General features: G+C 54.8%; 15 protein-coding genes and 1 tRNA gene. 11 read left to right on the forward strand and 5 right to left on the reverse strand.

Annotation, left to right across the window (positions count from 1 at the left end):
- Positions 1-123 precede the first annotated feature (123 nt).
- Entirely contained in the window at positions 124-384 is a 261-nt protein-coding gene (locus tag QYQ93_RS15655; protein ID WP_338474977.1) for a hypothetical protein, read from the reverse strand.
- A 78-nt stretch (positions 385-462) separates the two neighbouring features.
- Between QYQ93_RS15655 and QYQ93_RS15660 the strand changes: the two genes are divergently transcribed.
- Positions 463-1,188: a S24 family peptidase gene (locus tag QYQ93_RS15660; protein ID WP_338474978.1), complete on the forward strand. Its 726-nt coding sequence runs from the start codon at positions 463-465 to the stop codon at positions 1,186-1,188.
- 12 nt (positions 1,189-1,200) lie between these two features.
- Here the strand turns inward: QYQ93_RS15660 and drt5 are convergent, their stop codons facing one another.
- Positions 1,201-2,703, reverse strand: coding sequence for an antiviral reverse transcriptase Drt5 (gene drt5, locus QYQ93_RS15665; protein WP_338474979.1), 1,503 nt, complete (start codon positions 2,701-2,703; stop codon positions 1,201-1,203).
- Positions 2,704-2,877: 174 nt separating this feature from the next.
- On the opposite strand from drt5, the gene QYQ93_RS15670 reads away from it, so the two are divergent.
- The 10 genes from QYQ93_RS15670 to QYQ93_RS15715 are packed head-to-tail and all read left to right on the forward strand — an operon-like array spanning position 2,878 to position 8,849.
- Positions 2,878-3,054, forward strand: a complete 177-nt coding sequence (locus QYQ93_RS15670; RefSeq protein ID WP_338474980.1) for a hypothetical protein — start codon at positions 2,878-2,880, stop codon at positions 3,052-3,054.
- Positions 3,051-3,641 carry a hypothetical protein gene (locus tag QYQ93_RS15675; RefSeq protein ID WP_338474981.1) on the forward strand — a complete coding sequence of 197 codons (591 nt, stop codon included), beginning with the start codon at positions 3,051-3,053 and terminating at the stop codon, positions 3,639-3,641. Before QYQ93_RS15670 ends, QYQ93_RS15675 begins: the two co-directional genes overlap by 4 nt.
- Positions 3,642-3,650: 9 nt before the next feature.
- Positions 3,651-3,935 (forward strand): phage antirepressor KilAC domain-containing protein, encoded by a 285-nt coding sequence (locus QYQ93_RS15680; protein ID WP_003207591.1) that lies wholly within the window; start codon positions 3,651-3,653, stop codon positions 3,933-3,935.
- Between the two features lie 25 nt (positions 3,936-3,960).
- Positions 3,961-4,140: a hypothetical protein gene (locus QYQ93_RS15685; protein ID WP_338474982.1), complete on the forward strand. Its 180-nt coding sequence runs from the start codon at positions 3,961-3,963 to the stop codon at positions 4,138-4,140.
- A complete protein-coding gene (locus tag QYQ93_RS15690; protein WP_338474983.1) occupies positions 4,091-4,408 on the forward strand; it encodes a pyocin activator PrtN family protein in 318 nt (105 codons plus the stop codon). Before QYQ93_RS15685 ends, QYQ93_RS15690 begins: the two co-directional genes overlap by 50 nt.
- A gap of 56 nt (positions 4,409-4,464) precedes the next feature.
- On the forward strand, positions 4,465-4,863 hold the full coding sequence (locus tag QYQ93_RS15695) for a hypothetical protein (RefSeq protein WP_338474984.1): 399 nt from the start codon (positions 4,465-4,467) through the stop codon (positions 4,861-4,863).
- Positions 4,860-5,402, forward strand: coding sequence for a phosphohydrolase (locus tag QYQ93_RS15700; RefSeq protein WP_338474985.1), 543 nt, complete (start codon positions 4,860-4,862; stop codon positions 5,400-5,402). Before QYQ93_RS15695 ends, QYQ93_RS15700 begins: the two co-directional genes overlap by 4 nt.
- Positions 5,399-7,546 carry a DNA cytosine methyltransferase gene (locus QYQ93_RS15705; RefSeq protein ID WP_338474986.1) on the forward strand — a complete coding sequence of 716 codons (2,148 nt, stop codon included), beginning with the start codon at positions 5,399-5,401 and terminating at the stop codon, positions 7,544-7,546. The genes QYQ93_RS15700 and QYQ93_RS15705 overlap by 4 nt, the downstream gene beginning before the upstream one ends.
- Positions 7,546-7,782, forward strand: coding sequence for a DUF4224 domain-containing protein (locus QYQ93_RS15710; protein WP_338477265.1), 237 nt, complete (start codon positions 7,546-7,548; stop codon positions 7,780-7,782). Before QYQ93_RS15705 ends, QYQ93_RS15710 begins: the two co-directional genes overlap by 1 nt.
- A gap of 2 nt (positions 7,783-7,784) precedes the next feature.
- Complete coding sequence (locus QYQ93_RS15715) at positions 7,785-8,849, forward strand: tyrosine-type recombinase/integrase (protein WP_338474987.1); 1,065 nt, start codon at positions 7,785-7,787, stop codon at positions 8,847-8,849.
- Positions 8,850-8,875: 26 nt separating this feature from the next.
- Here QYQ93_RS15715 and QYQ93_RS15720 read toward each other — a convergent pair whose 3' ends face one another.
- From QYQ93_RS15720 to QYQ93_RS15730, 3 genes are all read right to left on the reverse strand, one after another.
- A complete protein-coding gene (locus tag QYQ93_RS15720) occupies positions 8,876-9,907 on the reverse strand; it encodes a CBS domain-containing protein (protein WP_338474988.1) in 1,032 nt (343 codons plus the stop codon).
- A 268-nt stretch (positions 9,908-10,175) separates the two neighbouring features.
- Positions 10,176-10,249, reverse strand: a tRNA-Cys gene (locus QYQ93_RS15725).
- Positions 10,250-10,463: 214 nt separating this feature from the next.
- The gene (locus tag QYQ93_RS15730; protein WP_338474989.1) at positions 10,464-12,743 is read right to left on the reverse strand and encodes an acylase; all 2,280 of its coding nucleotides are present in this window, start codon (positions 12,741-12,743) and stop codon (positions 10,464-10,466) included.
- Between the last annotated feature and the right edge of the window lie 62 nt (positions 12,744-12,805).

Here is a 12,805-nt window from a genome sequence, read left to right on the forward strand (position 1 = left end):
GTAGCGCGGTAAAGAGAGGTGGTTTGCATGTGGTGTGCCCACAACTCTTTATCGCGACCCGACAGCACTGTGGTGGTGTGTGCCGGGAGGAACTGGGCGGCCCTTGGGTCGCCTTTTTTCTATCTACGCTGCAGCTTTCTGCGGGGCCGATGCGGTGAGCAGCCAGGCAGCATCAAACGCGTTGCCCTTCTGCTTTGCAGCGGTCGCCAAAAGTGCGGCGTATTGGGTTTCACCGGTGTAATCGGTGCGGGGAAGACTGGCAGACAAACGCCATTTATTGAGCGCCTGATAACTCCTTTCACACACCTTGGCGGCGGCACCAATGCCGCCTACTGCTTCAAATGCAAACGCGATGGCGTTCGGAAAATCTGCGGGGTCCAACATGGCAACCTCCATTTATCAACTCACGGTTGATATTAACATCAACTGACTATTGCGCAACCCCTGTGAGAGTATCAACTCATGGTTGATAAGAACGAGCTACGGGCAGCTTTCTCGGCGCGCCTTCACGAAGCACTTGACGATGCCGGTGTACGCACACGGGGACGTGGGGTGGATATTCATAAGCACTTGAAAAGCGCTGGGGTGGCCAAGAGCCCGCAGGCGGTCAGTAAATGGTTGAATGGAGATGCAATCGCTGAAGCAGACAGCATGAGCGCGCTAAGCTCATGGCTGAAGGTGCGCCGAGAGTGGCTGGAATATGGTGTCCTGCCAAAATCGCAATCCGGAGATACAAACGTTCGTCCGTTGAATTCCAGCGTGGAAAGCAACGTGCGTGATATCACACGAAGATTCGGGAAAGTACCTCTAATTTCTTGGGTACAAGCGGGCGCATGGTGCGAGTCAAACGTTGAGCATGATGACGGAGATGTCTGGCTATCCTGTCCCGTCGCAATCAGTAAAAGCGGGTACGCATTAAGGGTTCTTGGCGATTCAATGACTAATCCTGGACCAGGACGAAGCTATCCAACAGGATGCATTATCTTCGTCGATCCAGAGTCTGAAGCGAAAGCTGGAGACAGGGTTATAGCAAGAGTTCCACGAACAAATGAAGCTACTTTCAAAGTACTAGTGGAGGATGCGGGTCGACAGTTTTTGAAACCTATAAATCCGCAATATCCAATCATTGATATTACGGAAGAAACTCATATCTGCGGAAAAGTAGTAGGTGCCTTTCTTCCGGAGTAATTGTTACTCAACCTAATCCATATCCTTGACGCAAGAATATATGAGATGATTTAAAGACGAGCCTTTAGAGAAATAGGCTAAGACGTAGTTACGTTCCGCCTTCTTGAGACTTCTGCTCCCCATTGCGGAAGACCAAGACAACCAATCTGAACTCCCATTTTTAAGGTGCTCCTCCCTAAGCTCTTTCATGCCAAACTTCTGGGTAGGAATTTCAAGCACTTTGGCCCTCGCTATAATACTGCCTGACGAATGAGCATAGAGTGAATTCAGTATATCCCCATATTGCTTGGTTTCAGATAATCTCATTTCCGCAATTACAGCAAGCCAGAACAACTGAAACTCAGACACATATTCTGCCGTCTTTAAGAAATCCAATATAGCTACGGAAATCTTATCATTAGAAACTTTTCTCACAAAAGGATTGGAAGTATTTAAGCTTGTAAATATACTTTTGGACAAACTTGGAAACCTATCCAAAAGCAGTGGAAGATAGTCACTAATATCAGTAGAGTGAAATCTCAAAACATTGAGAATAAGATCCGCATCATTATCGTCCAGTGCCTCATCCTTAAGAAAGTCAAGGAGGCGCTGAATCTGCTCATCAGAAAGGTCCGAAATCACCTCTACTTGTTCATACTCAGGCCCTTCAAATCCCGAACCAAAGACAGATTCTCCCACTTCAACTTCGATAATTTCAGAAAGTTCCTGCCTGATTTCGGAGACTTTTTCCTGAACATTCTGAACAGTTTTTCTTGTTTTTTGAGGATTAACATTCAACCCTTTATCACCAAGCATTTTCTGTATTCTAATAAAATCTCTATTTACGTTATCCTCATTATCGTCAAACAGGTGATAATCATCCATAAACCTGAGCAAAACCGAACTTTTAAGTTGACCAGACTGCTCCGTAAACTTCAAAAAGTCGCTGCCAATCATTTTCGATGGATATAAACCGTGAGGCAAGAAATCCACACTGCGCCCTGCGTTAATCTCCCTAAAAAATTTGCCGAACGCTTCATAGTCTTTTTCAGTTACGCTGTCGGACGATGAGAACCAGTGCGCTAAATCATGGTGATATACAGAATTGAAAAAACCTGCCACATCAAAACTGAGATGATGTTTAAACTTCGCAAGATTTTGATTCACATCATGCTTATAACTCTTGTACGCTTGACTAATAGGGACGACGTTCCCATCTTCAAATCTATACCCGTAAGACTTTCTATCTTCCGAGAAAGGTTTTCTAAAAATAGTTCTATTTCTATAGACTAAATCGTAAAGAAAATATTCGGCCACCGGATCCAGTTTGAGCGTTCTTCGAAGATGCCCATTAGGTTTATCCGCATGAACACGTTGTTGAGGGATAAAGTTATGCACCTCATCTTCTGAAAGCACTTTTTGATAGACGTAATCTGATAGGTCTTTCTCCTTCCTTGTGATCATCAGAAGGTTTGTCTGCATAGGAAACAGACCAGACCAAAAGTCTTTTTGATAAAAATCCGAGGTTTTAGACATTCCCTTTCCCTGCTAGCGGAAGATACTACTTAGATTTCCTGTAATCTATGCATTACACCTGTAATGTCAAGAAGACATCAATCAAACAAAAAATATCAACCAACGGTTGTTGACTTTTTAGCAACTTTTGGTTGATATTCGCCTTACTCTTCCACCACAGAGCGAGGCAACAGCATGCACACCACAGCCACCCTGCACGTCCACCCGGCCGCTGCGAACCCCTTCCGCATCTTCGAAATTCGCCGCCTGGCGCAAGATTGCGGGTGCACCTTCATCGCATCCAAACCCAAGCTAAAACAGCGCGCCGCGCCCGCACCGTTTGATCCGAACGGCGGAGGGCATGCAGCATGATCAAGTTCAAACTCGACAACCGTACCCTTGCCCTGCTGCATGCCCAGGTCAATCTCAGCGAGACTTTCAACCACTCGTTGCGCACCACACCACGCCGCGATGTGCTGGCTTTCCGCTTGAAAGTCGAACGCAGCAAAACGGACACTCACTTTACCGTTGAACTGGGCACCGAACGCCACACGCTGACCCTGACCAACAGCAAAAAAATGCACCTCAAACTGGCCGACTTCATCGAAGAAATAGCCAACGGCTCGGTCGACCCCAGCACATCGCCCGAATCACTGCCGGCTCTCCACGCAAACCGTCGCTACGGCACGTTTGATGTTGAACACAAGCAACAAGTGTTCGAGCTGGTACGCACCGGCGGCGCGATCAGTCTCGATCTGGGCTTCGAACAGCCAATTTATCTGGCTGTTCACCGCAACAAAACCCGCTCCGGCATTACCACCATCATGGGCATCGGCGTGAAGTCGCCGCGCACTAAGTGCTTCACGGTATACGGGACCGACGTCGAGCTGTATGGCATGGTCGTCGAATCCATCAACCACTTGGCCGCAGCAGCTACACCTGCCGCGCATGCAGCTTAGGAGGCAGTGATGGAACGTAGCCTGGAAAAAGCCGCCAAGTATTTCGGCATCACCCGCCCCAAGCTGATCGCGCTCATGCGTGAAAAGGGCTTGCTCAACGACCGCAATTTGCCGGCCTTCCCCGTCCGTGACCGTGAGTACCTGCGGATCAAGAACGGCAACTGGTACCACGAGACTGCCGGCATGCAGTACAGCCAATCGACCAAGGTCCGGCAAGCCGGCATGCCCTGGCTCGCCGAGCAACTGGGGCTCGAACTGCCGGCCATCCCGGCAGACAACCGTGACGTGGCCTAGGGAGTACGCCCGGCAGATCGTCGCCATGCGCACACGCGAGGAGCGCAACGCCGCGCTCCTCGAAGTGCCGGAGCATCTGCGGGAGCTGACCAAGCGTCATTGCCTGAATGCCTGGAACCATCCATCACGAATCAAACGCAAGGAGGCCGAGGCCCATGAGCACCACCAGTCAAACACCGCTGCGACTGCAACCCGCGCCGGATAGCGCGACCGTCGAGATGCTGCATCAACTCTTCGGCGACGTGCTTATCCCCCTGGAAAAGCTGCGCGTGCACTACTTCAAGAACCTCAATGAAAAAACTTTCATCGAGGCAATCAACGCCGGTCGCATCCAACTGCCGGTGACCACTCTGGACCACAGCGCCAAGGCATTGAGGTACGCCCACATCAAACACGTAGCCGCCCTGATCGACATCCGCGCTTACCGAGCAGATGAAGACATGCCGCGTCCAGAAACCGATTCAACCGAGTAAGGCCAGTAACCCCCAACGGCTGCCACCACCAGCCAACAACACCAGGAGCACACCACATGACTGCAATTCAAATATACGCACTGATCAGCATCGTTATCGCGCTTGGGATTCTCTACTGGGTCGGCTACAAGGGCGGCTTAACGGATGGTCGAGCTGAGGGCTACGAGGATGGCCGCGCTCAGGGCTTTATGGAAGGGATGGACCAGGGCGAGTCAGCAAGCGCTACCGAACTTGAGCAAGTCACCGAACGATGCCGGCGCCTGCAACTCATCTTGGATCTTCAACCGCAAGATCGACTCACCCTGTTAGACATAGCCGAAAAGCTGAAGCTTGCGGCTGACACCTTCCGAGCAGTGAGATCCGAGAGCCAAGCAACGCAAGCACTTGCTTTACCTGATAAGGCTCTGGGCATGGCTGCCCTGCTGGATCCATTTACTCTGGAGGATGCAGCATGAACTCCATCCTCACGTTCACCGGTAAGCACTTCAACCTGTACGAGCCAGACGCAGACATGATCGACCCACGGGACATATCGCACTCGTTGGCCCAACTGTGTCGGTTCAATGGCCATACTCGCGAGTTTTACAGCGTGGCACAACACAGCTGCATCGTCGCCGATCTGGTGCAGGAAGAACTCAAGTTAGCGGCCCTGCTCCACGATGCGACCGAGGCGTACCTGGGCGATATGACCCGGCCACTCAAACAGTGGATGCCCGACTACCGAGGATTTGAGGACGTCGTTTGGGGGCGCATCTGTGCTCGCTTCGACCTGGCCTTCGATCTACCCGCATGTATACAACAGGCAGACCTGATTGCGCTGGCCACCGAGCGCCGCGATCTCATGCCAACCGATCCGGCTATCTGGGATTGTTTGGTCGGTATCGAGCCCAGGGTTGAAACCATCCGCCCATGGCCTGCCGCAGAAGCACGCAACACCTACCACCAGCGCCTGATGGACCAACTCGCTATTGAACACCGGAGGAAAGCGGCATGAAGAACCACCAGGACAACGTCAGCACCCTGCCCGCTTTGCTCCGCACTCCTGTGAGTGTCGACACGCTAGAAACAAAAAGCCTCTGCTGCGCAGCAGCAGGCATTATTGCCTCTTACAGCGCCACTGCCGATGCACTTATACCCCACGGAAAGCTGCGCGGGGCAGCGCTCAGTGATACAACGCTATCCACTTCGCAACGCCCGCTCGCGCAGCATGTTATGGGGTATACGCAAGTTTCGACGGGTGTGGGATACCCAGCAGAGGCGAAACCAGGCCGACGTAACTGGTCCCGCGACCTGCCGCGTGAAAATGACACCGCCTTCCAGCCACAACTATCGCCAGATTGCGCGGGCACTACCCACCTGCGCTTGCGCAGATCCAAGCGCACCAGCAAGGCCGAAAGCGAAGTTTTCAAACCAACCCCGATCAACAGCGCGGTCCATACCCAGTTTGGACTCAACTTGGTAGGTGGGATTCGAGTTGATCTTTTCGCCGGCGGAGGCGGCGCCACTATGGGCCAGGAGATGGCTACCGGTATGCCCGTAGATATCGCCATCAACCATGACCCCGACGCCATCAGCATGCATAAGCGCAACCACCCGAGCGCCGAGCACTACATCACCGATGTGTATGACGTATGCCCGCACAAGGCCGCCCGTGGCCGGCCAGTGCTGCACCTGCACGCCAGCCCCGAATGCACCCACCACAGCCTCGCTGCCGGCGGCCAGCCGCGCAGTACCACCAGCCGCTCGCTGTCCTGGGTGGTCATCAAATGGGCTGGCCAGGTACGCCCGCATATGATCACTCTGGAGAACGTGATGCAGGTTCTCCAGTGGGGACCGCTAATCGCCAAGCGCTGCCCAACAACAGGCCGGGTCATATGCCGCGACTTGCGTGTTGCCGATGTCGGAGAGCGGGTGCCGGTGCAAGACCAGTACCTGATACCCGATCCGAAACGCAAAGGCCTAACCTGGCGCCGGTTCGAATCGATTCTGCGTGGCATGGGCTACGACCTGCGTCACGGCAAGCTGAAAGCCAGTGACTTCGGTGCCGGCACATCGCGCGAACGTCTTTACCTGGTGGCCCGCTGCGACGGCAAGCCACTTCAATGGCCAGAGCCTACCCACACGAAATCTCCAACAAAGGAACAAAAACCGCAGCTCACCGCAGCCAGTAGCATTGATTGGTCTATCCCCTGCCCCAGCATCTTTCTCGACAAGGAACAAGGCCGCGCCGCAGGTGTGCGCCGCCCGTTGGTCTACAAGACCATGGAGCGTCTGCGCAAGGGCGCCAAGCGCTATGTGATCGATCACGCAGACCCGTTCATCGTCAGCGTCAACCACTCGGGCAGCGACGACTCGCGCGTTCACTCAATCGACCTCCCTACGAAAACCATCACCGGCTCCCATGGGTTCGCGCTGGTGACCCCAACGCTTGCCCCCTTCATTACGGAGCATGCCAACGGCAGTAGCCAGCGCAACATGCCCGGCGACTCGCCGTTGCGCGCCATCTGCGCAAATGTCAAAGGTGAACACTTCGCACTGACCGTCGCCTACCTGGCTCAACACAACGGCGGCTACAACCTCACCTCCGGGTACCACCCGAGCGAGCCCCCGACAGCGATCACCACAAGCGGCAGCCAGCAGAAGGTGGTTACCGCCCACCTGTTCACGCTCCGCAAAAACTGCATTGGCCAACCTATGGATGGCCTAGTGCCGACCATCACCGCCGGCGCCGAGCACCACGCCCTTTTTGAGTACACGCTCGCGCCGGAATACCAGGTGGGTGCGATGCGCGTCGCCGCGTTCCTGATGGGTTACTACGGCACCGATAACATCTACGACCTGCGTGCCCCAACAGCAACTGTCACAACCCGGGACCGTTTGGCGCTTGTAACCGTCACGATCAAGGGCAGCCCTTATGTGATCGTCGATATCGGCATGCGCATGCTCACCCCACGCGAGCTGTACCGCGCCCAAGGCTTCCCCGACAACTACGTCATCGACGTGGGACACGACGGCCGCAAGTTCAGCAAGCGCACCCAGGTGCGGATGGTTGGTAACTCCGTCGCCCCCCAACCGATGGCTGCGCTGATTCGAGCAAACATGAGCGAGACGTTCACTGAACAGCTGGAGGCAGCATGATGGAATTTCAAAGCGAAACTCTGGCCGATGAAGAGTTGGCCACCATCACCGGCTATCAGATCCCGTCCAAGCAAATCCAGTGGTTGACCGAGAACCACTGGGAGCACGTCCTTACCGGTGCCCGACGACCGATCGTGGGCAGGGTCTATGCCCGTATGAAATTGGCAGGCGTCACGCCTTCTGCTGTGAACCCAGCGGCAGAAACCTGGACGCTCGACCTGGCAAACGTGAGCTGACCATGCGCAAGAAATCGACAGCCAACCGGGACCTCCCCCCGCGCATGATCCGGCGATGCCATAAGCGCAAGAGTGGGAAGATTTGGATTGGGTACTACTACAACGGCAGGGATGCTGAGGGTAAGCGGAAGGAGATCCCCCTCGGCGGAGACCTCGACCAGGCCAAAGTGGAATGGGCCAGGCTTGAACGTCGAGCACCACCAAAGCCTAGCCACTTGCTAGGCTCCCTGTTCGACAGGTACGTGAAAGAGATCATTCCGACCAAGGGAGTACGCACCCAGTCCGACAACATGAAGGAACTCAAGCAGCTGAGGAAAGCATTTGAGACTGCCCCTATTGATTCGATCACACCCCAGGTCGTCGCGCAGTACCGGGATGCCAGAACCGCAAAGGTCAGGGCGAACCGGGAAATCGCGCTGCTTTCGCACATGTTTACGATCGCACGCGAATGGGGGCTGACCAACAATGCCAACCCTTGCTTCGGTGTGCGCCGAAACAAAGAGACCCCGCGGGACTACTACGCCGGCGATATCGTGTGGAATGCCGTGTATGACGCAGCCGTGCAAGAACTCAAAGATGCCATGGACCTCGCCTACTTGACCGGTCAGCGCCCCGCCGACGTGTTGAAAGTGGCCACCACTGATTTAAACGCCGAGTTCCTGATGGTCAAACAGGGCAAGACCGCGAAGAAACTTCGTCTACGGCTGGAGGATGAAGGTGTGCAGTCCGGGCTGAGCGCCTTTATCAATGACCTGCAGGAACGCCGGGCCCTCAGCGGCATAAAAACATCGAGACTTATCACCAACACATCCGGCCTTCGGATGAGCCAGCAGATGCTGCGCAATCGCTGGGACGAAGCTCGCGAGAAAGCTGCCATCAAAGCAGGCACCGACGGTGACTCTGACCTGGCAGTGCTGATCCGCCAGTTCCAGTTCAAAGACATCCGCCCAAAAGCAGCTAGCGAAATCGAGCTGACACACGCCAGCCGCCTACTTGGGCACACCACCGAAGAGATGACCAAGAAGGTCTATCGGCGAGTAGGTGAGATCGTAAAGCCAACCAAATAACATCTCGCTACTTTCTCGTACCTAAATCACTGTGGTGGGCTGAGTGCATCCAGTAATCGCACGAATTGCCGCAGTTTCTCTAGCTCTGTTGGGGCAGTACCATCTGGATCGAAGTGCATAACGTCGTTGCGAATGTCTCTTATCTCCTTCAAGTGCTCGACAAATGTTGCGCGATCTATATTCAGCCCCAAGGTAGACCAGCGGCTGGGGTTCTCAAGTAATCGAACATGCTCTCCAAAAGTAAGATCGGACAAACTGTTTATATCTCGAGATACGTCTCCTGGGTCTTTTAGTGAGGACAGATCATCCCTTGTAAACTTCCCATCACCTAAGCGACGAAGGTGCATCTCGATCTCGCCGAGCAACAAGAATGGCTCGGCGAGCTGACGGAATTGAAGGCTTAAATCAGTTGTCGTCACTATGCCAGATATCGTTTTGTCGCTAGCTTCGATCAAAACGAAAGCACGTTCAACGATTGTCGGAATTGCTGAAAAAAGTGAGCTGTCCGCGTTAATCACTACCGCCTCGTCGAGGCAATCCCTGACGTTTACGCACGGACGGTTAAGCGCGAGCATGGAGCCAATAGACTTCCAAGTGACAACGCCCTTAAGTGATCGATCACCTTGCATAACCGGGAGTTGAGAATAGTCATAGAGCAGCATCAGCGTAACTGCTTCAGAAACGGTGGCATTCGGCCCAACAGATATTAGTTTGAGGTTAGCAGATGGTAGCTTCCCAATTCTCTGAGTAGGATCCTCAGGTTCCTCAGTTACAACTTTACCCAAAGACTCTTCATGCAGGTCTGAAAACTGGCTGGCGATAATTTCAGGTTCTTCTACCAAATGAAATACAAGAGGCCCATCAAGGTATGCGTACTCAATATCTGGATCGGTAGTTAATTTTAATTCTTCCAGATTCTTTCTGATAGCGTCCACAATATAGCGACTGCGACGCTCGTACCGATACCAACTTAGGAGAGTACGAACGGAGTACTCTTGAGGCCCTTCAGATCTCACACGTTCAGCAACCTTACTTAGCTCTTCTGGAGCGCTATACATCATTCATCCCTAGTAGATATAAACGACCTAAAGAACAACTACGCAATTCGTTTAGGGGCTTGGCATCTGGTCATTGGAATTTGCAAGCCTGGATGCAGACTATCGCTGATTTTCTGTACTGATGTATAGAGCCATTGGCACCAGAGCCGTTGATTTTGAGCCCCGTTTGAGTCGAGGTTGCGGAACACATGTCAAAAGTTGCGGAACGGTTCCTAAATCGCGGGCATTAAAAAACCCCGCAGACCATTGATCTACGGGGCTTTAAGAGTGGAGGCCGAGGTCGGAATCGAACCGGCGTAGGCGGATTTGCAATCCGCTGCATAACCATTTTGCTACTCGGCCTCAAACGATCAATGCCCCTGCTGCTGACATTCACCGCATACAAACTTGAGTGGGCTATGTGAAGCTCGCCTCTACTCTAACTCATTGAATACATTGAAGTTTTTAATGCTTCATTGCGTTCGATGGGCGCCATTATGTACTCATTTGCCTATGCCTGCAACCCCTTGATTTCAAAAAATATTCTGCCTTGGCATCAAGGGGTTGCACGCCTGCCCTACTCCTTCACTGTCTGGACCTGGTACTGCGCATCGGCCTTGATCTGGGCGTCAGTGAACGGAAGTGGGCGCAGTTTTTTCTCGGAGAAGGCTTGAGTCTGGTCCTTTGAATAGTTGGACGCAGGGTTGCTGGACTCGGAGAACGCCAGCACGCCTATCGCGTTTGGGCCTTTGTCGTCGAAGGTGACGATTTGCAGGTAGCTGGTGCCGCTGACCACTTCGCGTTTGCCGTCGGCGCGGGGCACGGTTTGCATGGCGTTGTAGATACCCAGTTCCTGCGGGCCACCGTGGATGGGGGTTTGCCCGGCAACCTGGATATCCCCCCAGCGTCTCAATCCAAGTTTGTTGATCTCTGCACTGGAGGCCAGCATGGCTTCACGCAGGGCCTTGGCAACGGGGGCGCGGTCGATGGCGAGGCCGGTTGGGGTGGTCAGAGGGCGGGCCGGGTCGAAGGCCACGCGCCAGGCGTCGGGGATTTGCTGCAGATGCTGCATCAGGTTGATGAAGTGCACCAGGCCCACGCCGCTATCGAGGTTGGCGTGCTGGTCCCAGTCTTTCAGGCTGGCACACAGCGGTTGTAGCGCAGCGGCGTCGGCGCCCAGGTGTTTGGCGCAGAACGCCAGCAGGTCGGGCATGACCTGGCCCGCCAGGTACACCTGGTTGTCCATGACCATACTTTGCAGGTCTGCGACACTGATGGGTTGTTTGTCCAGGGATTGCAGGCGTTGGATCGCGAAGCGGGCGCGTGGACCGAGGCCGATGTTGTCCTGGCTGATCACCGGCGAGAAGCCTGTCAGCGGCGCCTTGGGGTTGGCCATCCAGGCGGAGTCGTTGGAGTGTTGCACATAGTCGGTGCGTTGCAGTTGGGGCAACTGATCAGCGGGGAAGATACCGGCCTGGGCGGCACGCGGGTCGATGTCCCAGGCGCAGGCGCTGTGGGCACCGTCGAGCATGATCATTTGCAGGCCGGCCCGCGGGTCGCTGCATTGGGCGAGCTTGGCGGCGCTGACGTTGGGCACCACCGACAGGTTCATGTACAGGCTTTGTCCCTGGTCGTCGGCAGCCAGGGTGTTGACCCAGGGAATGCCTTGCAGCGTGTGCACCGAGGTTTGCAGTTCCTTGAGACTGCCGGCGCGGTTCATGGCGTACCACTGTTGCAGCACTCGATCGTTGCCCATGTTGGCGTCGCGCAAGCTGAAGGCGTAATGGTTGTCCCAGTCGAGCTTGCCGGGCCATTGCACCACGGGGCCAAACTGCGAACTGTAGACCGTATGGTTCACGTCCTTGAGGCTGCCGTCGGCCTGCTTGACCTGTACCGTCACAGTCGTCTTGTCCAGGGGGATGGACTTGCCGTCCAGCAGGTAACGGGTTGCGTCCTTGGGGTCGAGGGTCAGGCGGTACAGGGTGAAATGCTTGGATGTGTCCACCGTATGAGTCCACGCCACGTGCTGGTTGAAGCCGATGTTAACCACCGGCAAGCCCGGCAAGGCAGCGCCCATCACATCCAACTGGCCGGGAATGGTCAGGTGCATCTCATAAAAGCGCATGCCGCCTACCCAAGGAAAGTGCGGGTTAGCCAGCAACATGCCACGGCCATTGAAGGAACGGTCACGGCCGACGGCGACTGCGTTGCTACCTCGGTCCAGGGTGAAGCGCTGCTGGTTGGCGGCGGCCAGCTCAAAGGCTTTAGCGCTGGGTTGTACACTGGCAATGGCTTGGGGCGGTGTGGCCCCCACCAACGCTTCGGCGAATTGGCCGACACCCCCTTCCGCCAATAGCCTGCGGGTCAACTTCACAAGATCTTCAACCACCAACGGCCGAACCCAGGCTGCCTGGCATTGTGCCGGGGCGCCGTGCTCCTTGAGATAACGGTTATAGCCGGCCACATAGCCCTGGATGCGCTGTTGCAGCTCGGGGGTTTGTGCTTTCCAGAAGCTGGCTACCGCTTCGGGGTTGTTCAGCCAGGTGAAGAACACATCGCTGGCGAGGTTGTTGCGCTCTTCCAGGGTGGCTTGTTCGGGGCCGAAAAACCTGGCGCGCTCGCCATTGACCGTCACTACCTCATTAGCCAGCAGGCACAAGTTGTCCTGGGCATAGGCGTACCCGATACCGACTCCCAGGCCACGCTCATCGTTAGCGCGAATATGCGGTACACCATAACTGGTACGCCGGATATCCGCCGACGCCTGCGTTACCTGTTCCCGTGCCGATGCGGCCAGGCTCAACCCCAGCAACAGCCCTGCCACGCCTACCCTGGACAACCCGTTGGAAATAATCACGCCGACTCCACAGTCAAATTAGACACCCTTACGAGGGATGGTTACCCCACCGTAAGAACGCG

It is taken from the genome of Pseudomonas khavaziana, assembly GCF_036704165.1.
GTDB lineage: Bacteria > Pseudomonadota > Gammaproteobacteria > Pseudomonadales > Pseudomonadaceae > Aquipseudomonas > Aquipseudomonas khavaziana.

Excerpts from the sequence above, each read along its gene's own strand:
- QYQ93_RS15700 (WP_338474985.1), top strand. The coding sequence starts at position 4,860 with ATGAACTCCATCCTCACGTTCACCGGTAAGCACTTCAACCTGTACGAG.
- QYQ93_RS15675 (WP_338474981.1), top strand. The coding sequence starts at position 3,051 with ATGATCAAGTTCAAACTCGACAACCGTACCCTTGCCCTGCTGCATGCC.
- QYQ93_RS15695 (WP_338474984.1), top strand. The coding sequence starts at position 4,465 with ATGACTGCAATTCAAATATACGCACTGATCAGCATCGTTATCGCGCTT.
- QYQ93_RS15670 (WP_338474980.1), top strand. The coding sequence starts at position 2,878 with ATGCACACCACAGCCACCCTGCACGTCCACCCGGCCGCTGCGAACCCC.
- QYQ93_RS15655 (WP_338474977.1), bottom strand. The coding sequence starts at position 384 with ATGTTGGACCCCGCAGATTTTCCGAACGCCATCGCGTTTGCATTTGAA.
- QYQ93_RS15685 (WP_338474982.1), top strand. The coding sequence starts at position 3,961 with ATGCGCACACGCGAGGAGCGCAACGCCGCGCTCCTCGAAGTGCCGGAG.
- QYQ93_RS15720 (WP_338474988.1), bottom strand. The coding sequence starts at position 9,907 with ATGTATAGCGCTCCAGAAGAGCTAAGTAAGGTTGCTGAACGTGTGAGA.
- QYQ93_RS15705 (WP_338474986.1), top strand. The coding sequence starts at position 5,399 with ATGAAGAACCACCAGGACAACGTCAGCACCCTGCCCGCTTTGCTCCGC.
- QYQ93_RS15710 (WP_338477265.1), top strand. The coding sequence starts at position 7,546 with ATGGAATTTCAAAGCGAAACTCTGGCCGATGAAGAGTTGGCCACCATC.
- QYQ93_RS15690 (WP_338474983.1), top strand. The coding sequence starts at position 4,091 with ATGAGCACCACCAGTCAAACACCGCTGCGACTGCAACCCGCGCCGGAT.
- QYQ93_RS15660 (WP_338474978.1), top strand. The coding sequence starts at position 463 with ATGGTTGATAAGAACGAGCTACGGGCAGCTTTCTCGGCGCGCCTTCAC.
- drt5 (WP_338474979.1), bottom strand. The coding sequence starts at position 2,703 with ATGTCTAAAACCTCGGATTTTTATCAAAAAGACTTTTGGTCTGGTCTG.
- QYQ93_RS15680 (WP_003207591.1), top strand. The coding sequence starts at position 3,651 with ATGGAACGTAGCCTGGAAAAAGCCGCCAAGTATTTCGGCATCACCCGC.
- QYQ93_RS15715 (WP_338474987.1), top strand. The coding sequence starts at position 7,785 with ATGCGCAAGAAATCGACAGCCAACCGGGACCTCCCCCCGCGCATGATC.